This is a genomic window from Clostridioides sp. LIBA-7678, from assembly GCF_056716065.1.
This window is the reverse complement of record NZ_CP196987.1, coordinates 890,843-911,108: the sequence shown is the minus strand read 5'-3', so window position 1 is coordinate 911,108 and position 20,266 is coordinate 890,843. Positions and strand designations below refer to the sequence as shown.

The 20,266-nt window shown below is 30.6% G+C and carries 18 protein-coding genes; 3 read left to right on the top strand and 15 right to left on the bottom strand.

From position 1 onward, the window contains the following. Nucleotides 1-268 precede the first annotated feature (268 nt). Together ACTG46_RS04505 and ACTG46_RS04500 are read left to right on the top strand one after the other, a co-directional pair. A complete protein-coding gene (locus ACTG46_RS04505; protein ID WP_074179204.1) occupies nucleotides 269-1,456 on the top strand; it encodes an MFS transporter in 1,188 nt (395 codons plus the stop codon). A 25-nt stretch (nucleotides 1,457-1,481) separates the two neighbouring features. Next, a complete protein-coding gene (locus ACTG46_RS04500; protein ID WP_054269445.1) occupies nucleotides 1,482-2,174 on the top strand; it encodes a FadR/GntR family transcriptional regulator in 693 nt (230 codons plus the stop codon). A 114-nt stretch (nucleotides 2,175-2,288) separates the two neighbouring features. Here the strand turns inward: ACTG46_RS04500 and ACTG46_RS04495 are convergent, their stop codons facing one another. The 5 genes from ACTG46_RS04495 to ACTG46_RS04475 form a co-directional block, all read right to left on the bottom strand. Continuing rightward, on the bottom strand, nucleotides 2,289-2,591 hold the full coding sequence (locus tag ACTG46_RS04495) for a PTS sugar transporter subunit IIBC (protein ID WP_479923678.1): 303 nt from the start codon (nucleotides 2,589-2,591) through the stop codon (nucleotides 2,289-2,291). 21 nt (nucleotides 2,592-2,612) lie between these two features. Beyond that, nucleotides 2,613-3,023: a universal stress protein gene (locus tag ACTG46_RS04490; RefSeq protein WP_054269444.1), complete on the bottom strand. Its 411-nt coding sequence runs from the start codon at nucleotides 3,021-3,023 to the stop codon at nucleotides 2,613-2,615. 198 nt (nucleotides 3,024-3,221) lie between these two features. Beyond that, nucleotides 3,222-5,150 carry an EAL domain-containing protein gene (locus ACTG46_RS04485; protein ID WP_054276086.1) on the bottom strand — a complete coding sequence of 643 codons (1,929 nt, stop codon included), beginning with the start codon at nucleotides 5,148-5,150 and terminating at the stop codon, nucleotides 3,222-3,224. 175 nt (nucleotides 5,151-5,325) lie between these two features. After that, nucleotides 5,326-5,814, bottom strand: a complete 489-nt coding sequence (locus tag ACTG46_RS04480; RefSeq protein WP_054276085.1) for a flavodoxin family protein — start codon at nucleotides 5,812-5,814, stop codon at nucleotides 5,326-5,328. Nucleotides 5,815-5,949: 135 nt separating this feature from the next. Beyond that, a complete protein-coding gene (locus ACTG46_RS04475; RefSeq protein ID WP_054269441.1) occupies nucleotides 5,950-6,960 on the bottom strand; it encodes a DUF4116 domain-containing protein in 1,011 nt (336 codons plus the stop codon). Nucleotides 6,961-7,450: 490 nt separating this feature from the next. On the opposite strand from ACTG46_RS04475, the gene ACTG46_RS04470 reads away from it, so the two are divergent. Continuing rightward, the gene (locus ACTG46_RS04470) at nucleotides 7,451-7,798 is read left to right on the top strand and encodes a hypothetical protein (protein ID WP_236730050.1); all 348 of its coding nucleotides are present in this window, start codon (nucleotides 7,451-7,453) and stop codon (nucleotides 7,796-7,798) included. A 160-nt stretch (nucleotides 7,799-7,958) separates the two neighbouring features. Here the strand turns inward: ACTG46_RS04470 and ACTG46_RS04465 are convergent, their stop codons facing one another. The 10 genes from ACTG46_RS04465 to ACTG46_RS04420 form a co-directional block, all read right to left on the bottom strand. Then, entirely contained in the window at nucleotides 7,959-9,332 is a 1,374-nt protein-coding gene (locus tag ACTG46_RS04465; RefSeq protein ID WP_054269440.1) for a sigma-54 interaction domain-containing protein, read from the bottom strand. 98 nt (nucleotides 9,333-9,430) lie between these two features. Continuing rightward, nucleotides 9,431-10,450 carry an electron transfer flavoprotein subunit alpha/FixB family protein gene (locus ACTG46_RS04460; RefSeq protein ID WP_407814548.1) on the bottom strand — a complete coding sequence of 340 codons (1,020 nt, stop codon included), beginning with the start codon at nucleotides 10,448-10,450 and terminating at the stop codon, nucleotides 9,431-9,433. Between the two features lie 13 nt (nucleotides 10,451-10,463). Then, nucleotides 10,464-11,258, bottom strand: a complete 795-nt coding sequence (locus ACTG46_RS04455) for an electron transfer flavoprotein subunit beta/FixA family protein (protein WP_054269438.1) — start codon at nucleotides 11,256-11,258, stop codon at nucleotides 10,464-10,466. 10 nt (nucleotides 11,259-11,268) lie between these two features. Further along, nucleotides 11,269-12,411 carry an acryloyl-CoA reductase gene (acrC, locus tag ACTG46_RS04450; protein WP_479923677.1) on the bottom strand — a complete coding sequence of 381 codons (1,143 nt, stop codon included), beginning with the start codon at nucleotides 12,409-12,411 and terminating at the stop codon, nucleotides 11,269-11,271. Between the two features lie 18 nt (nucleotides 12,412-12,429). Further along, entirely contained in the window at nucleotides 12,430-13,662 is a 1,233-nt protein-coding gene (locus ACTG46_RS04445; RefSeq protein ID WP_054269436.1) for a CaiB/BaiF CoA transferase family protein, read from the bottom strand. 137 nt (nucleotides 13,663-13,799) lie between these two features. Next, complete coding sequence (locus tag ACTG46_RS04440; RefSeq protein WP_054269435.1) at nucleotides 13,800-15,140, bottom strand: GntP family permease; 1,341 nt, start codon at nucleotides 15,138-15,140, stop codon at nucleotides 13,800-13,802. A gap of 94 nt (nucleotides 15,141-15,234) precedes the next feature. Continuing rightward, a complete protein-coding gene (locus ACTG46_RS04435; protein ID WP_479923676.1) occupies nucleotides 15,235-16,032 on the bottom strand; it encodes an enoyl-CoA hydratase-related protein in 798 nt (265 codons plus the stop codon). A 557-nt stretch (nucleotides 16,033-16,589) separates the two neighbouring features. Then, nucleotides 16,590-17,783 (bottom strand): CoA transferase, encoded by a 1,194-nt coding sequence (locus ACTG46_RS04430; protein WP_167640437.1) that lies wholly within the window; start codon nucleotides 17,781-17,783, stop codon nucleotides 16,590-16,592. A 76-nt stretch (nucleotides 17,784-17,859) separates the two neighbouring features. Continuing rightward, nucleotides 17,860-19,122, bottom strand: coding sequence for an SLC13 family permease (locus tag ACTG46_RS04425; RefSeq protein ID WP_167640438.1), 1,263 nt, complete (start codon nucleotides 19,120-19,122; stop codon nucleotides 17,860-17,862). A 46-nt stretch (nucleotides 19,123-19,168) separates the two neighbouring features. Then, a complete protein-coding gene (locus tag ACTG46_RS04420) occupies nucleotides 19,169-20,074 on the bottom strand; it encodes a hydroxymethylglutaryl-CoA lyase (RefSeq protein ID WP_167640439.1) in 906 nt (301 codons plus the stop codon). Nucleotides 20,075-20,266 lie beyond the last annotated feature (192 nt).

Here is a 20,266-nt window from a genome sequence, read left to right as displayed (position 1 = left end):
ATAAATAGATTATACCCATAGTACCCTATAGATAATCTATAAAAATTGATTCGATCTTGCCTGCATTACCAGTAACACGTCTACTGTTATAATATTCAAATTTGTTAACTTAATATTAACACAAGCGTTTTCTTAATTCAACTATAAAATATAATTTTTTAGTAAATAATAATTATATATTTAATTTATTTTTTAATCATAAAATACTTGATTAAAAATTCTAAATGGTATATTATTTGCATTATAAAAATACCATTTGGAGGATAATATGAAAAAAATATCTAATCAAAAACTACTTTTACTTATTATTGTTGCATTTTTCTGGTTTTCGCAATATGTATACATACCATTTCAAAATCCATATTTGAATGCCTGTAATGTGTCTACAAACATGATAGGTATAATAATAGGTGCCTATGGAATCTCACAATGTTTACTAAGACTTCCTGTTGGAGTCTTTGCTGACTCAATAAATAAACATAAAATATTTATACTGTCAGGAATTTTCTTTGCTGGTTTAGCCTCTCTTATAAGAATCTTTTCTCCTGGAGGTAGTGGTTTTCTTATAGCTAATATTCTATCTGGAATATCATCATCAACTTGGATTTCTTACATGGTCCACTACACCAACTTTTTTTCTGTAAAACATCAACAAAAATCTACAAGCATAATAATATTAGTAAACAATCTAGGGATGTTAATTGGATTTGTTATGAGTACTTTATTTTATGAAAAATTTGGAATGACAACTCTATGTATTATGAGTGTATCATCTTCAGCTATTGGAACAATCCTAGCTTTAAATATAAAAGAACACAACTCAAATAATATACTAAAAAAAATATCTATTAAAGACTCTCTCTATATATGTATGGATAAAAGACTTATATTTTTTTCTTTTATGGCATTGATTCAACAAGGTATTCAAATGTCTACAACGATGTCATTTACTACTCAAATTCTTAAAGACTTAGGTTCTAGCTCTACCCTTATAGGTCTATCCTCTATATTTTATATGTTGTGTGCTGTTGCCTTTTCTGGATTTGCATCTACTAAATTTTGTACCAAGTATGGGCCTAAGTTTTGGATTCCTCTAGTATTTCTTTTTATTTCAGTTTATTGTTTTCTAGTTCCAACAGTAAAAAATATTACTATAATTTTTATATTACAATTACTCCCAGGTATGTCTACAGGTATACTCCTTTCTTACCTTACTAGTGAATCTATGAAAAATGTACCAAAACATCAGAAATCTACTGCAATGGGATTCTTTCAAGCAATTTATGCTATAGGAATGTCTATATTTCCAATGTTAGTTGGTAAAATATCAGATTATATTTCAATGCAATATGGTTATTTTACCTTAGCTATTATAGCTATAATGGCTTCTATCTTATCTTATACATATTATAAAAAACTAGATTTAACTCTTAACTATGATATAATACAATCATAAAAAAATTATATGTTTAGGAGTTCTTATGAAAAACTTAAATGCCACTGAAAAAATTATTGATTATATTAAATTAAATATTTTAAATGGAACTTTTAAAATTAATAGTAAATTACCAAGTGAGAGAAAGATTGCTGACTTGTTTAATATAAGTAGAATCCCTGTAAGAAACGCCATAGACATACTCTGTAAAGAAGGAATACTTAGGGCTATACCTTACTCAAGCCCTATAGTTGAAGGATTCAAAAAAATTGACCTGTTTGATGATAATGAAGTATATAAAAATCACAACATACAAGAATTTTATGTTGAATCTTTAAGGTCAAGACAACTTATAGAAAGTGAAGCTACAAGATTGGCAATTTTAAATGCTACTACTAAAGAACTTCAAAAAATAAGACATGCCTATTTGAAGTCAGTAGAAGAACTAGATAAGGTTTCTCAAGGTTTTATAGAAGAATGTTATGATGCTGACTTACAATTTCATAAGGAAATAATATTGGCCTCTCATAATCCAATTTTTATAAAATATTATGAGTTAATACCTAAAACAGTGTCTTCTAACCAATACTTTGGGTTTAAATATAGAAACTCTTTACAGGATATGATTAGCCATCATAATAATATAATAATAGCATTTGACAATAAAGATTCTGACTTAGGTTACACATCAATGTACAATCATTTAGAAGATGTTATTCAGTTATTTCAACATGATTAAGCTTATACTTTATTTTAACTCTATTTTATAGAAAATCTCAATTTTAAATAAATTGGGATTTTCTTATAAAATACATAAAAAGGCGTCGCCCTATTTTTAGTGCGACACCCACGATTAATTTAAGTCTATTAAAATTTCACTTATTATAGATTTTGCATCTTCTATTATATATTTTGGATCAACTTCATAAAATTCTCTATCTATGAATCTGTCAATCTTATCTATACTTTCTATAGAATCGCTTGTAACAAATAATACAATAGATGCATCTTCTATATCATAAATTGAAAGTTCATTTTTTATATTATCATTCTCTTGAATTTCATAAACTAAATCAAATCCTAAATCATTTGCAGCTTCCTTAAGAGAATTTAAACTTCTTTCACTTTCACAAACTGCTACTATCTTTTTATTCATATTTCAAATACCTCACTAATTCTACTCCGGTACAATCATTACTATGCACTTTGCTTGTTTAACTACACTCGCTGTTACTGAACCTATAATTCTTGTAAGACCTTTTTTAGTAGATTTTGTCATAACTATAAAATCTACATTATCTTCTTTTGCTTTTCTAATTATTTCATCTCCTGGATATCCAAAAGTAAAGTGTACTTTAACATCATACTCACCCATTATCTCTGCTGCTTTATCCAGGATTCTTCTTCCTAAGTTCTCAGAATTCTTTATTTCTTCAGCCAGGGATATGCCATCAATAAATACTAGTTCTTTTACATTCATTATTTCTACTTCGACTTCATCTTTTTTGAATATTCCTTGTATAAATTCCAAAGAATGCATACTTCTCTCTGTCCCATCAATTGGTACTAATATTTTCTTTTTATTCATGTCACATCTTCCTTTCTTACTTTAGAATAATTAAGTAAAATATATATTCTAAGTTATAAAAATATATAATAAATCTTTACTTTAGGAATTAATATTAATAATATGTATAATAATTTTAATATTTGTTATTGTGTTAATTTTATAATATATAACTGACAGTGTCAATGAACAAAATTGTAATTAAAAAAATAAAGGATATTAGTCTACAAGTGCGTTTCCTCTCAATAGATTTTTCAAAATATCTTCTGGAACTGGCTTAGAAAAATAATAACCTTGTAAATATTCACACTCCATAGTTGCCAAGTCTTCAGCACATTCAGCAGTCTCAACACCCTCTGCTACAGCTTTCATGTTCAATTTATTTATAAGAGCTATAATAGTTTCAACTGTAAGTTTGTGCCTGTCATCTTCATTCATAGACCAAATCAAACTCTTATCTAACTTAATTATTGAGAATGGCAAAGAAAGCATATTAGTAACTCCAGAATAAGCAATTCCAAAGTCATCAAGTGAAAACTTAGCTCCTAAATCAATCAATCTTTCCATCGTTTCTTTAATTATATTAAAAGAACCTAATGCCACAGTTTCTGTAATTTCAAGTTTAAACTTAGTTGGTGATACATTGTATTTATCCATAAGATAAAGTAAATCATCAGCCAAGTTTTTTTGCATGCACTGCACTACAGAAAGATTAACAGCTATATTATCTAATTTCAAATCTTTAAAATCATCACTAGCTATAAATTTACATACTTTCTCAAAAACCACTAACCCAATTGAGTTAATCAACCCTGTTTGTTCTGCAATTGTTATAAATTCATCTGGAGGTATAAATCCCAAGTCTTTATGTTCCATCCTAAGTAATGCTTCAGCTGAAGTAAACCTACCTTTACTATTAGAGAATATTGGTTGATAGTACACTTCAAATCCATCATTTTCTAATGCCTCTTTTAAACAATTTTTAATCACATGTTTCTTCTTTATCTTCTCACTTATAGATGCATCTGCATAAATAACATGCTTTGACTCAGAACGCTTTGCCTCATGTATAGAAAAATCTATAGCAACTATGACATCTTCTGTTGTTTCAGCATTTTCGGGATAATAAACAACAGCAATACTAGTTGCCAAATTAAAATTTATCTCTTCTACTAACCAAGGTTTTTTGAATCTTTCTTCTATTTTTTTAATAATCTCCTCTGGTTGTATACCTAGTTGACTATTTACAACAATAGAAAATATATCTCCACCTATTCGGTATACATGATTTACATCATGTATGTGAATCAAATATTTTCCGACTTCTTTTAATGCAATATCTCCATTTTTAGTCCCAAAAGTTTCATTCATAAATTTAAAGTCATCAAGTGCAATTGTAATAATAAATCCTGATTGTTCAGTATTGATATTTAAATCTAACTCTTGAATAAAAGATTGTCTATTGAGTACACCAGTAAGGTCATCAATAATAAGACCTCGATTCTGCATAGAAAGATATGTCAAAAGTAAACTACATGCACATGCAGCTCCTGTAAGAAGATACTGTAAAAATATTGCCTGTAATATAATTGCTACAACTGAAACTATAAGAAAACCTCTAATAGCCCATATTTTTGATTCATGCATCGCTTTTCTATATTTAAAAGACAAAAATGCTGAATATATTGCATAAAAGAAAAACGATGCAAAAGTTGCAACATATCCATAACCTCGTATATAACCTGTTTCTTTTGACAATCCAAATAGAATATGTGTAAAAGGATTTGTGATAGATAAGATTATACAAATTATGAGTGGTATAGATAAAAATAATAATCTTTTTTTCATATACCTTATATCTTGATAAATAATAGCCATAACATAAAACGATACAAGCGCTGCTGGTATTGGCAATAATAATAAATATACTTGATTCAATAAAACAGTAATAAAAATTGGAATTTCATCTACATTATTTAGGCAAAATGAGCCTAAAATATTTGAAATTATAAATAAAAATGAGAATACTAAAAGTGCACAATATATTTTGTTTTGTAACGTAGGTATAAATTTACTTCTAAAAAAATATACCATTAAAAAAATAACTATAATTGCAGAAAAAATTTCATATTCTATATGCCATACCATAAACTTCCCTCACTATTAATGTTTAATTTTAATTATTTTAATAATATAATTGATTTATAATTATATCATAATTTATCTTGAGTAATTTTATGGAAAAATTTTTATTTTATAACTTTTACACCAAATCCCCACTAAAAATTTAAATTTATTATAATTCTTATTATGCATATAGAAATTAAGCAAATAGTTCTTTTGCTTTAGTAGCAATTCTTTCGCCAAATATTATGGCCTTCTCATTTTGTACTTCTGGTCCTTCAACTGAATGTACATGTCCCAAATGTATGAATGGTTTCCCTAAAGAGCCTCCTCCAGAGTACACAAGCATACCTTTTACCATCAAGTGACCTACTATAGTAAGTATCGCAACATCTGGACCTCCACATACATAGTCACATGTAGCAAAAACTGCCCCCAATTTTCCAGCTAAGTTGACTTTTCTTGAATCTTCATCAAACCATTTTTTTACTTCCCAAGTTGTATTTGCTAAATAAGTTGGTGTTCCAAATATCACTGCCTTACTTTCACTTAAATAATCTGAGTCAATATTGTCAAATCTCATGAGTTTAACTTCTACACCATCTACTTTTTTAGCTCCATCTTCTATCATCTTAGCTACCTTTTCTGTGTTTCCACTTCTTGTTTGATATAATATGGTAATCTTCAACTTTAATTCCCCCTTATTCAATAAAAATAATTTATTATATGTCAAATTATAGCACTAATTTTACTATACTACAAAGAACTAGTTGATTATTTTTTTATTAACTATTCAATTAAAAAAATACCTAAATTTATTGCTTTAAAAGATGCCTAAACTCACTTTTAATTTGCTTATTTCAATCTCTACTATGTCTGATATATCTTGAAATGACATTCCTCTATCGTAAAGTTTTCCTGCAATTTTGATTTTTGCATTTTCTTCTCCCTTTTTAATCAATGCTCTGTTTTCTTTTTCTATTACATTTCTAACATAGCGTTTTGCAAATGGCTCATTATTATCACATAAAACTTTATATTTTTCTTTATTTTCTTTTACAAAACTAAGTGCTCTTTTATCTTGTTTTATAGCTTCTGTACAAATTTCTTCTGTTTGCTCTTTTACAAATTTTAATGCCATTCCGTATTGTCTCACTGCCTTTAAACATATACCAATAGTTTGTTCCTTTACAAATTCTAGCGCCATTCCATTTTGTCTTACTGCTCTTAAACAGATTGTTTCTGTTTGCTCTTTTACAAATTTCAAATCAAGCCCATTCTGTCTCACTGCTTCCATACATATTTCTTCTGTTTGATTTTCTACCCATTTTAGATTGTAACTGCAATGCTTAACTGCTTCCATACATATTTTTTCTGTTTGTTTTTTTACCCTAGCTAACCCAAATTCACTATTTCTTACTGCTTCTATACATATTTCTTCTGTTTGTTCTTTTACATATTCCAATGCAGCACCATTTTTTTCAACAGCCCTTAAGCACAATTCCTCTGTTTGGTTTTCTATGTATTTTAATGCTGTTCCATCTTGATTAATGGCTAACATACAAATTTCTTCTGTTGGTTCTTCCACAAATTCTAACATTCTCCAATCTTGTTTAACTGCTTCTAAACATATTTTTTCTGTTTGATTCTGAACACATTTTATTGCATTACAATTTTGTCTAACAGCCTCTAAACATATCTCTTCTGTTTGATTTTTTATGTATATTAAATTCAATCCATTTTTTCTTACTATTTCTAAATATTCATCTTCTGTCTTATTATCAAAATCATCATTATCTATTGATTCAAATATATCATTTTTATTTTCTTGCATATCCCAAACTCACCCCTTATAAATTTTATAAAATTCAATAAATTTACTCTCATTTTTATTCTATCAAAGAATATAAAAATTTTTGAGTCTTGTTTTTTTTTACACAATCATTTGCATGTTAAAAAATAAATTAATTACCTTAATTCCAGTATACAATACCCAAAATATGTGGTATATTTTAACTATAATATATTTTTATATATTATTGTCAGAATATTTAAAGTTAAATTTATATAGAATATTTTTATTTATATATCACTTATGTTTGGATATATTTTTCTTTTTTCTTTTTTAGTTTTCGGGTTAGTAAGGGGTTAGTAATTTAGGTTTTCATAGGATATTATTTTTACAATTAGTTTTATTTTATCTAATTTATATATCTTATCATTAATAAAACTAAATATGATTTAAATAATTCCTTGAGATAAATTTAATAAAACTTAGAATCCTTGTCTAAGCTTAAAACACTAAAATTATTGGGAGGATATAAATGATGGACCAAATTAAACGCTTACAGGAATTGCAACAAAAATCATACTTGACTAAAGAAGAATTCGAGGAATTAAAAAACAGCACATATATTGAAAAATTTGAATTAAGAGATGAATGTGATAACTCTTACATTTATACATTTTATACTAATGACAAATGTAATGATATAAAATTTATAAAGTCACAATTTATTGTTACACTTATAAAAAGCGGTTTCTTATGTGAGTGTGGCGGTGTATTTAGACAAAAGAAAATAGTTGATGAATATGATTACGGATATAATGCTATATATAAATGTGATTCTTGTGGAAAAGAACTTGATAAAGAAGTAGAAAATTATGATTAAATAACAACCTATTCAAAACAGCTTTTGTAAAGACTAGATAAAATTCACTTTGAATTTGGACTATAACCCTCTTAGAAGACAGTTAAAATACGTAAATCTGTCTAAAACTAGGAGGGTTTTGTTATGCCCAAAACAATTAAATCATATTTAAATGCTGAATTTACTTTAATTCAATTTCGTACTTTTTTATTTTCTTATATAAAAGACTTTTATGTATTCCCATAACTTCTGCTGCCTTGGAACATTTCCAATTATACTTCGTTAACACATCAATAATTAAACTCTTCTCATAATTTTCCACCATTTCATGAATTGAGCAATTACTGTCCACATTACATTGAGCCACTCTACTGATATTATCCATTTTAGATGGAAGGTCACACATCATAATGACCATATCATCACTTACAGCATAAGCACTTTTTATTACATTCTGTAGTTCTCTTATATTTCCTGGCCAAATATAGTTAATAAAACAATTTTTAACCTTATCACTTAAAACCTTCAATTCCTTATATTCAGAATTTAATTTGTTTAATATGTAATTTGCTAACAACAAAATATCATCTTGTCTGTCCTTTAATTCCAGCATATGAATATTTATTACATTTAACCTATAGTATAAATCTTCTCTAAATAATCCCTCTTCAACCATTTTACTTAAATTCTTTCTTGTAGCAGAGATTACTCTTACATCTATCTTTATCGTTTTAAGACCCCCAACTGGTTCTATCTCATTTTCCTGAAGAACTCTTAAAAGTTTTGCTTGCATCGTCAAAGGCATATCACCTATTTCGTCTAAGAAGATAGTGCCATTATTTGCAACTAAAAACTTACCTTTTTTGCCTCCCTTTTTTGCTCCTGTAAAAGCTCCTTCGTCATATCCAAATAGCTCCGATTCTAATAGTTCTTCTGGTATTGCAGCACAGTTTATACTAACCATAGGTTTGTCTGCTCTACTGCTATTATTATGAATTGCTCTAGCAAATACTTCTTTACCTGTACCTGTTTCCCCTGTCAAAAGTACTGAGAAGTTCGTTTTAGAAGCTTTCATACCTGTTTTCTTAAGCTCTATGAAATCTTTATTTTCACCTATGAGCTTATCAAAACTACATTTATCCTTAAACTGTTCTTTATAATATTGGAGTTCCATATATTCTGACATTAACTTTTTAGCTACATCAAATGATTGTAATCTAAATTTAACTTGAGCTACACCTGCAACCACTTCTCCACTGTCATTTTCCACATAAGATCTACTTACTATTACACTTTTTTCTTTTGTTTCTCCACCTGAGTAATGGTGTATGGCTCCTTCTTCACAATATTTATCTCTCATAACATCTAACATTTTTGTATTTGGTATAATAATTTGTATATTATGTCCTATTATATCTTCTTTTGCTTTCCCTAAGAAATCACAATATTTATCATTAATATCTATGATTACTCCATCTTTATCTACAACAATAAAACCATCATCAGTCATGGATAATACTCTTGCAAATATATCCTTATACCAGTGCTCTTTCATTGTTTCATCCCTCCACTATAACCTTCAGCAAAAATAATAAGTCTTACAATACAATATTATAAGACTTACCATTCTATATATTCAATGTTTTCTAAAAGTTACCTATTTAATGACTCTATCATTTCAGGTAGGATTTCATATAAATCCCCTACAATTCCATAGTCACATATATTGAAAATAGGTGCTTTTGAATCTTTATTTATAGCAACTATATACTTAGAATCACTCATACCTGCTAAATGTTGTATTGCTCCAGATATACCACATGCAATATATAACTCTGGTCTAACAGTAGTTCCTGTTTGTCCAACTTGATGGGAATGCTCTATCCACCCTGAATCTACTGCGGCTCTTGAAGCACCAATCTCTGCCCCTAATTTATCAGCCAATTCCTTTATTAATTCAAATCCTTCTGCCCTCTTTAATCCTCTTCCTGCAGAAACTATTATTCTAGCATCAGTTAGATTTATAGATTTCTTTTCTTGTGGAAGCATTTCTACTAATCTAGTTCTAATCATTTTCTCAGTAAGTCCTGGATTAACAACCTCTAAAACTCCATTCTCTGATTCAGTTCTTATAGCTTTTGCCATAACCCCTGGGCGAACAGTTGACATCTGTGGTCTATTTTTAGGACAAACGATAGTAGCCATTAAATTTCCACCAAAGGCTGGTCTCGTTTGTAATAATTTATTGTCTGTTAAATCTATTTCAAGTTTTGTACAGTCAGCAGTTAGACCTGTTCCAATTTTACCTGCAATTCTAGGTGCAATATCTCTTCCTATAGAAGTAGCTCCAACTAGTACCACCTCTGGCTTTTTCACTTCAATTAAATCTGCAATTGAAATTGCATATCCATCAGTTGTGAAATCTTTAAGAAGAGGGTCATTTATATAATATGCTTTATCGACACTATAGTGAAGTAATTCCTTCACTTCTTTATCTACTTCATATCCAGCTATTACAACTGAAAGCTCTTTTCCTAATTGGTCAGCAAGCTTTCTTCCCTCACCAATAAGTTCTATAGTAACTGGATTAATTTTTCCTTCCCTTTGCTCTCCTATTACCCAAACTCCATTATAGTCATTTAAATTTATACTTTGATTAACTTTTGCTCTCATCATCTTAACACTCCTATACTAGTTTCAAATCGAATAGTATTTCTATTAACTTTTCAGCTTTTTCTTTCTTATTTATACCTTCGATTATTTCATTATGTTTGTCTTTAACTGGTACAAACGACTTGTAAACATTTGTAGGTGAACCCTTTAATCCAATTTGAGTTGTATCAACATCTAAGTCTGAAAGTGTTAACACAGTAATTTTTGCATCTCCATTATTGTAAGCTTCTAAGATTCCTTTAACACTTGGATATCTTGGATTATTTAACTCTTTTATAGCAGTTAATAAAACTGGCATCTTTGCTTCTATTAAGTAATCTCCAGTTTCTGTATAGCGAGTTACTAGTAATTTATCACCTTGAACCTTTACTTCTTTTGCATAGGTAACCTGTGGAACTCCCAAAAATTCTGCAACCTCTGGTCCAACCTGAGCTGTATCTCCATCTATAGCTTGTCTTCCACAGAATATTACATCATACTTTCCGACCTTCTCTATAGCAGCAGCAATAATTGTAGATGTAGCCCAAGTATCTGAGCCACCAAAAGCTCTATCTGAAATTAAATATGCCTCATCAGCACCCATTGCCAAAGCTTCTTTTAAAGCGTTTTTAGCTTGAGGAGGTCCCATGCTTATAACCTTAATCACTGCTCCCAGTTCATCTTTTATTTTTAAAGCTTCTTCTAAAGCATTTCTATCATCTGGATTGATTATACTTGGTACACCATCTCTTATTAGTGTACCTGTCTCTTTATTTATTTTAACTTCATTAGTGTCTGGAACTTGCTTTAAGCAAACAACTATATTCATAATCTTCCTCCTATCCTAGTACTGCTCTTGAAATAACAACCTTGTGTATTTCTGAAGTACCTTCATAAATTTCTGTTATCTTAGCATCTCTGTACATTCTCTCTAATGGATAATCTTTCATATATCCATATCCTCCATGGATTTGGAGAGCTAGATTTGTAACTTCTCTTGCAGTACGTGATGCATTGTATTTTGCCATGGCAGCTTCTTTAGTGTGTTTTTCACCTCTAGCTTTCAAATCCGCAGCATAATATACTAACAATTTTGCTGATTCCACCATAGTAGCCATATCTGCAATATACCATTGAATACCTTGCAAAGCTGAAATTGGCTTGCCAAATTGAACTCTTTCTTTAGAATATTTGATACTTTCTTCTAAAGCCCCTTCAGCAATTCCTACAGCTTGAGCTCCAACTCCAATTCTTGCACCATCTAGACAAGTCATAGCTATGTTGAAGCCTTTTCCTTCTTTTCCTAATAGGTTACACTTTGGAACTCTACAGTTATCAAATATTAATTCTGCAGTTTCTGAACCATGTATACCCATTTTTTCTTCAATTTTTCCTATTGAAAAACCTGGAGTACCTTTGTCAACTATAATAGCAGACATCCCCTTTATTCCCTTTGATGGTTCTGTCAATGCAAATATTACTAATGATTCTGCTTGACCTCCACCAGAAATAAAACACTTAGTTCCATTTAAAACATATTCATCAGTTGCTTCATCAATAATTGCAGTTGTTGCAGCTCTTGCAGCATCTGAACCAGCATTAGGCTCAGTTAAAGCAAAAGCTCCTACACACCCACCTTCAGCCATCATCGGAAGGTATTTCTTCTTTTGTTCCTCAGTACCAAATTTCAAAATAGCTTGAGCATATATTGTGTGTATTGATAGTATTGCTGCAGATGCTGCACATTTTTTGGCAACCTCATTAACAACAATTACCTTTTCTATATCTGCTCCACCAGAACCTCCATATTCAACAGGTGTCCCAATACCATTAAATCCTATTTTAGCCATTTTGCTAAAAAGTTCTCTTGGGAAAATACCAGTTTTATCTATTTCTGCAGCTATTGGTGCTATTTCCTTCTCTGCAAATTCTCTTGCTACTCTTTGAAGCATTACTTGGGCTTCTGTTAATCTAAAATCCATAAAATTTCCTCCTATTTATTAACATAGTTCACATGTTTCTTTATTCATTGCTACAATTCCAGATTCAATTAGAGCTTCTATATCAGAATCACTGTATCCAAGTTCTCTCAATATCTCATCTGAATGTTCTCCTATAAGTGGGGCATCACAAGTCATATTAACTTCAATATTTCCAAACTTAACTGGAGTGGATGCAAGCATTGTCTTATTTCCATTTTTACTTGTATGTTCATATATATAGTTATTAGCAATAGCCTGTTCATCAGTTACTACATCATTAACATGCTGAATTCTTTCATGGGCTATATCCGCAGTAGTAAGCTTTTCAACCATCTCATTTTGAGTAAATTTTGCAAACTCACCATCTAAAATATTAATAAGCTCTGTAGCATTTTTCTTACTTTCTACTGAAGATGCAAATCTCTCTTCTTTTATCAAATCTTCTCTTCCAAATAATCTGCAAAGTGCCTCAAAATATCTTTCATGTTCTAGGATACTTAAGAATATCCACTTTCCATCCTTACAACGATAAGAATTTATTACTGGAGAAATGGCATTCTTTCTAGTTTTTGGATACTCATCACTAAACTGTGTAGATGCCAATAAAGATGATGCATTCCATATTGCTTGTCCAAACAAAGATGCCATTACCTTTTGACCTTTTCCAGTCTTAGCTTGTTGGTATAAAGCTGCACATATACCTCCAGATAAGCTACAAGAAGTTGTCGCATCTCCAAAGGCTATAGGTGGGTTTATTGGACTTGTATCCTTCTCTGCTATATCAAGCATAGCTCCACTTCTTGCCCAAAAGGCAACTGTATCAAATCCTGCATTGTCCTTAGCAGGTCCAAAATCACCAAAACCATTTATTTGTCCCCAGATAAGATGTGGGTGTTTTTTACTTAATGATTCATAGTCAAGACCTAGCCTTTTTAATGCTCCTGTTCTATAGCTTGAAACAAACACGTTTGCTTCACTTAAAAGCTTATCCATAATTTCAATTCCAGCTTCACTCTTAAGATTTATAGACAAACCTCTTTTATTTGAATTATATGTACTGTAAAAAGGATTATTATAATCATCTATTGGCATTGTCATTGTTGCCCCTGTCTTTCTTCCCGGGTCTCCAAAGCTTGGCTCTACCTTAATTACATCCGCACCCCAGTCAGCTAATATTTTAGAAGTTCCTGGACCTGCTACAAAATATGTTAAGTCAATTACCTTAACACCTTCTAATGGTTTATTTAACACTTTTAATTCCTCCTTATACTGTCGATTTGGTATTTTAAATATTTTATTTATAGTATTAAATCATAAAATTTATTGTACATATTTTGAAAATTAGTTTTACAATATCAAAATATAATGTATATTTTTCATCTTTTCTTTTATGGTAATCCTGGGAACATCGTAAACATAAGAACTGCTACTACGGTTCCAATAATTGGGGTCAAAACAGTCACCCAGAATATTGGCATATAAGCATCTTTATGTGATTCTTTACATAGACCATTTGTTACAGTAACGATATATCCGTTATGAGGAAGTGAATCTAATGCTGCTGATGAAATTGCCATAGTTCTAGTTAATGCAGCTGCAGAAACACCCTTAGCTAAAAATACTGGTCCAAGAAGTGGAGCCGCGATTCCAAGTCCACCTGAAGCTGACCCACATATACCTGCAATAACTGTAGTTCCAACGGCAGCTCCTGCAATAGGAGGTCCAGGAATATTAGTCATAGCATTAACTATAAAGTCAAAACCAACTGCTGATTTTACAACTGAGCCAAATGCAACTACAGCACAAGTATTACATATTGCTACTACTGTAGTTTTACATGCATCACCAACATGTCCAACTATTTTGGAATTATCTTGATATTTATTTAACAATAAATATACTAATAACGCTCCAATAAACACTCCTACCTCAATTGGTACTATTGCTTGTCCATTAATTTTTACATTAATTATTAATATTGATACTATTAATGGAATTAACGCAATTAGACCATTAGGACCATTTCCTCTCTTCGAATTAGTTGCTGCTACTTCATCAAATATATCTGATTCATGTGCTATAAAATGCCCACCATTGGCTTTTTCTTTTGAAACCATTCTGTATAAAATGATGCTTCCAACAACAAACATTACTGCACATGATATAAATCCATTTACTGCACCAGCCATAATGTCTGTCCCTAATGTTGAAGCTGGAACAATATTATGAATCTGTGGTGCTCCTGGTGCAACCATTGCAAAAGTTGAACATCCAAAAGTCAAGGCTGCTGGTATAAATCGACGTGGCAAATCAGCTTCTTTAAAGATTTCCAAAGCTATCGGAAACACTGCAAAACTTACAACGAAAACACTTACTCCTCCATAGGCTAATATTCCACAAGCTATTGGAATAGAGAGTAGTGCTTTATCCTTACCAATCCATCTTACAATCATCTTAGCAATAGATTTCGCTCCACCAGTAATCTCCATTATTTTTCCCATTAAAGTACCTGTTAGGAAAATAAAGAAATTCGCCTGGAGAAACCCAACAAAACCTGCCATATAATCCACCTTGAGTGCATTATATACATTTAGATTTCCTGTTATAGCAACTAGTAGTGAACATACAATTGCTATTATAAAAATATTTACTCCCTTCATAACCATTACAACTAGAAGGGATAGGGCTATAATAATCCCTACTAAACTTATAATTACTCCCGCATTCATAAATTAACTCCTTTTAAAATTAAACTCTGTGTGTTTCTTCACGAAATTTAGATTTTGAATATTTTCTACATTTATTCCAATTTGGTTATAATAGCTACTTATTCTCAAAAACTGGCTTTCTCTTCTCTATAAATGCATCCATACCCTCTTGTTTATCTCTTGTAGCAAAAGTTAAACCTGCAATATCTTTCTCTAGTTCAAGAGCATTTTTTAAATCCATATCTATTCCTTTATTAATAACTACTTTTGCATATCTTACTGCTATTGGTGCTTTTTCAACTATTTGATTCATCATCTTCATTGCCTCTTCTAAAAGCACATCATTTGGAACTACTTTATTAATAAGACCAATAGATTTAGCTTCTTCTGCATTTACTTGCCTTCCTGTAAAAATTAATTCTTTGGCTATCCCAGTTCCAACAAGTCTTGATAATCTTTGAGTTCCACCAAAACACGGAATTACTCCTAAATTAACTTCAGGCTGTCCAAATATAGCCTTTTCTGATGCAATTCTAATGTCACAACTCATAGCAAGTTCACATCCACCACCTAGTGCATATCCATTAACTGCTGCTATTACTGTTTTCTCAAGAGCTTCAATTTTGTCAAAAATCCCTTGTGCATAACCTGCATATCTTCTGCCTTCTTCACTTTTATAGTTTTGCATCTGACGTATATCAGCCCCAGCTACAAAAACTTTACCTTCTCCAGTAATAATAACTCCTAATATTTCCTCGTTTTCTGATATTACATCAATAACTTGAGATAACTCTCTAAGAGTGTCATTATTAAGAGCATTTAAAGCCTTAGGTCTATTTATAGTAATAACACAGACTTTATCCTTAAGTTCTACCTTAAGATTTTTCAAATTTTCCATTTCAAATCCCATCATATTCCCCCCATTATACATTGTTATTTTTTCTACATTTCTTGTTGATATATATTAGCAAGTTCTACGCCAACTTCTATTAAATTCCATTATTTTTGTTAAAAAATTGTTTTTTTTAATGAAATAAACAAAATATACATAAATTTCACTAAATTTTTAATAGGTTTTACCTTTAAAACTGATTAAATCATAATTTATTAAAGAATTTTTCTACAATAAAATCCATAAAATCATATTTTTGTCTCATTTTCGAGAAAATACTAAAAAAATCCAGTCTCATTTTTGAGAATACAGTCTCATTTTTGATACTTTACTACGTATTTGTCTCAATAGTATAGATTTCTTAACAAAAATAAAAAAAGCTACAAAGACTTAATGTCCAAATAGCTTTTTCTATCTTAAATGCTACTGATAATTTTAGATTTGACTTGCAATATTTATTTAATCATTTTTTTGATATTATTCTAAAACCTTTATGTATATTCATAAATGCCTTAACAATGGATGTATTGAATTGTTTTCTAATTTTATTAATATTATCTCTATACTTTTCTCTAAAGTTAGATAACTCCATTCTCTTTTAAATCATTTATTTTTTCACTATCAAAACCGAGCCAACTGCTATAAATCTCTTCATTATTTTCTCCTAAAGATGGTGCTGGTACATTAATTTGAGATTTTGTTGTCATCAACTTAACTGGATTTCCATTAACTCTCATATCTCCTATAATAGGATGTTTCATATCTACAATCATTTCTCTCGCTTTTGCAATATGTTCATCTGTTGTGACATTTCCAAGACTATAAATAGGTGCTGCAGGAACTCCAGCCTCTGATATTAAATCAACTGCTTCTTTTATGGTGTGCTTAATAGACCATTTTTCTATTTCTGGTTTAAGAGCCTTATGGTATTCACAACGATTAAGATTTGTTTTAAATCTTTCATCTGTTAAAAGCTCCTCTCTAAAAAGTACCTTTTTACACAATCTTTCAAACAACTTGTCATTACCACAACCTATTACGAAATTACCATCACTTGCCTTAAAAGAATCATAAGGATAAGCAGAAGCATATCTATTTCCCATAAGTTCAGGCTGACCTGAATCAAAATATCTCTGTATACCAGTTTCAAGAGATGATACAACTGAATCAACGAGGGAAATGTCTACTCTTTGTCCTTTTCCAAATATCGCTCTAGCATTAAGTGCCATAAGTATACCAATAGTTAAATTCATACCTCCCAATACATCTCCCATAGCATTTCCTACTCTTGTTGGTTCACCGCCTTCATTTCCTGTTATACTCATAAGTCCACCCATTGCTTGTGCAATAATATCATATCCTGGACGCTCTGAATATGGTCCATAACATCCAAAACCTGACACAGCTCCATATATTATTTGATTATTAACTTTAGATAATTCATCATAACCAAGCCCTAGCTTTTCCATTACACCTGGTCTATAATTTTCTACCACGACATCAGCCTCTTTTACCATTTTTAAGAATATATTTTTACCTTCTTCTGATTTAAGATTTAAAGTCACACCTTTCTTATTTCTATTTATATTTGCGTAATATAAACTTTCTCCATTTACAAAAGGTCCAAATTTTCTTGTATCATCACCTTTTTTTGGTACTTCTATTTTTATGACCTGTGCCCCAAAATCAGCTAACATCATTGTACAATATGGTCCTGCAAGAACTCTAGTAAGGTCAAGTACTTTTATATTGCTTAATGCTCCTTTTTTCATAACTATACCTCCAATTTATATTATATTAATCAATATTAAAAGTTAAGTTTAATAACAAATTCCCCCATTATCGAAATTAATGCATTATATGTGCTATTCCATTAAAGAATAAAACTGACACTACTGCAATAACCAGTAGTCCAACTGCACTCATAATGAAAAGTTGAACAAACACCTTGTTTTGTTCTTCTTTATTGAAATCTTTCTTGCTTGACCCCATTGCTGCCAAAATCAATGCACCACCAGTAGAAAGTGGACTTACCCCAGCAAGAGAACCTCCTACACCAACTGCTGCAATAAGTGCTAGTGGGTCTACTCCTCCAACTGATTTAGCTATATCAACACACATAGGCATCATAGTTGGATACACTACTGCTAATGCTGAACTTACCATAGACATGAGTCCTGCTGAAATACTCATAATTGGAGTAGCAGTTTTACTATTCATTAGTGATGATAATGCATTACTCATCAAATCAATACCTCCCGCTGCATCTACAATTGTCATCATTGCTCCCACTCCAAGCACCATTACTATTGTACTCCACGGAATTGCCTTGATGCATTCTCCATCTTCAGCGATATTGAAAAGAAGAAGTACAGCTGAAACTGAAAAAGCAGCAAGCCCAACATTCATATCGAAAAATATAATAAAAGCAATCATGACTACTATACTTATAAGAGAAATTATTTGCTTTACATTAAACTTTTCTATACTCTTACTATCTATAATATTTATAGGTTTTTTAAGTTTATATCCTTTGAAAATTATGAACAATACTATTGAAAATACAATCGTTGATAAGGTTTGACATGCTAAAATAGCAGGCATAACATTTTCAATTCCAACACTTTCTGCAACAGTTGTTATGATTTGACCTTCAGGAGTAATAGGTGTCATACGACCTGCCATTAATCCACATTCGCCTATAAGTGCAAGCATTACAGGATTATAACCAACAGTTATTGCTACAGGAACAGCCATCGCTGGAATTATAGCAAGTGCTGGAATTGCACCTGGACCGACACCTGCAACAATAAATCCTGCAATAAAAACTGCTATTGGAATAAGCCAAACTCGCTTACCAGAAACAGCTACTATTTTCTCTGCAACTAATTTTAATGCTCCAGTTGAATTTACTATTGCAAAAAGTAGTGTTATTCCAACAAGTGTTGTAAACATTGAGTTACTTATAGCTCCATAGAGCTCTTTTTCATCCATACCAAATATTCTAACAGCTATGACACCAACAGCTAAAGCTAAAATACCTGCATTATTCTTACGTACAAAGGCTAGTACAATAACACCTAAAAACAAAATTAAAGCTATAATATCCATATTATCCTCCCTAAATCATTTATTTTTTAATACTCATTTTTATTAATCAAGATAATTGACAATTAGAAATCTCGGATTTTATATTTACATGATGCCCACTATATACCCCTTCTACAAAACTCTTTTGATACTTAGATAATTCGAGAAGTTTATTAAAATTTACTCCTGTATCATATCCCATACGTTCAAGCATATACACTAAATCCTCAGTTGCAGTATTACCAGATGCACCAGGTGCAAAAGGGCATCCTCCTAAACCTCCAAGTGTAGATTGAACAGTAGTAATGCCAGACTCAATTGCTGCAAGAGTATTAACCATCCCCATATTTCGAGTATCATGTATATGTACCTGCCATCTACACTCTGGTAATGCTTCAATTAGTGCACTAATAGTATCTCTAACTTGTTTAGGGTCAGCAATACCTATTGTATCTGCTAAGTTTATCTTTCTGATACCGTTTTCCCAAAGACATTTACTAAATGCTACTACCTCCTCTATCTTTGGTATTCCTTCAAAAGGACATCCAAATACTGTAGCTATTCCAACACATATATTCATTTCAGGATAAGAATCTATTATTTTTTTAAGTTCTGTAATGGATTCTTTATGAGTTCTATTTATATTTTTCTTATTGTGAGTTTCACTTAAGGAAATAACATAAGATATATCTCTTATTCCACTATCCCACGCAAGCTTAGCACCATATAAATTTGGAACTAATGCATAAAGCTTTACCCCAGGATAATTTTTTATACAGTAAGTTGCTATTTCTTTTGCATCTTTCATCTGAGGAATGGCCTTTGGACTTACAAATGAACTAATTTCTAATTCTTTAATACCAGAATCAATAAGACCATCAATAATTTCTAGTTTTTTATCTGTATCTAGGAATTCTTTCAGATTTTGAAATCCATCTCTTGGACCAACTTCAAGTATATTTATCTTACTCATCTCTTTGCCCCCTTTATTTACAGCAACATAACAAGCTAGCATTGTTATGTTATTGCTTAATATTGCTTAATTTTAACTCATTAATAAGCTTATTTAAGCACATTATAATCTTATCTGTTAAGTTTTGTCAACACAATAAACAAATTTTAGCACTTATTTATTTTTACTCATTAGGATTTGCATATTGTAGAA

Coding starts and splice junctions, on each gene's coding strand:
- ACTG46_RS04505 (WP_074179204.1), top strand. CDS start 269: ATGAAAAAAATATCTAATCAAAAACTACTTTTACTTATTATTGTTGCA.
- ACTG46_RS04500 (WP_054269445.1), top strand. CDS start 1,482: ATGAAAAACTTAAATGCCACTGAAAAAATTATTGATTATATTAAATTA.
- ACTG46_RS04495 (WP_479923678.1), bottom strand. CDS start 2,591: ATGAATAAAAAGATAGTAGCAGTTTGTGAAAGTGAAAGAAGTTTAAAT.
- ACTG46_RS04490 (WP_054269444.1), bottom strand. CDS start 3,023: ATGAATAAAAAGAAAATATTAGTACCAATTGATGGGACAGAGAGAAGT.
- ACTG46_RS04485 (WP_054276086.1), bottom strand. CDS start 5,150: ATGGTATGGCATATAGAATATGAAATTTTTTCTGCAATTATAGTTATT.
- ACTG46_RS04475 (WP_054269441.1), bottom strand. CDS start 6,960: ATGCAAGAAAATAAAAATGATATATTTGAATCAATAGATAATGATGAT.
- ACTG46_RS04470 (WP_236730050.1), top strand. CDS start 7,451: ATGATGGACCAAATTAAACGCTTACAGGAATTGCAACAAAAATCATAC.
- ACTG46_RS04465 (WP_054269440.1), bottom strand. CDS start 9,332: ATGAAAGAGCACTGGTATAAGGATATATTTGCAAGAGTATTATCCATG.
- ACTG46_RS04460 (WP_407814548.1), bottom strand. CDS start 10,450: ATGAGAGCAAAAGTTAATCAAAGTATAAATTTAAATGACTATAATGGA.
- ACTG46_RS04455 (WP_054269438.1), bottom strand. CDS start 11,258: ATGAATATAGTTGTTTGCTTAAAGCAAGTTCCAGACACTAATGAAGTT.
- acrC (WP_479923677.1), bottom strand. CDS start 12,411: ATGGATTTTAGATTAACAGAAGCCCAAGTAATGCTTCAAAGAGTAGCA.
- ACTG46_RS04440 (WP_054269435.1), bottom strand. CDS start 15,140: ATGAATGCGGGAGTAATTATAAGTTTAGTAGGGATTATTATAGCCCTA.
- ACTG46_RS04435 (WP_479923676.1), bottom strand. CDS start 16,032: ATGATGGGATTTGAAATGGAAAATTTGAAAAATCTTAAGGTAGAACTT.
- ACTG46_RS04430 (WP_167640437.1), bottom strand. CDS start 17,783: ATGAAAAAAGGAGCATTAAGCAATATAAAAGTACTTGACCTTACTAGA.
- ACTG46_RS04425 (WP_167640438.1), bottom strand. CDS start 19,122: ATGGATATTATAGCTTTAATTTTGTTTTTAGGTGTTATTGTACTAGCC.
- ACTG46_RS04420 (WP_167640439.1), bottom strand. CDS start 20,074: ATGAGTAAGATAAATATACTTGAAGTTGGTCCAAGAGATGGATTTCAA.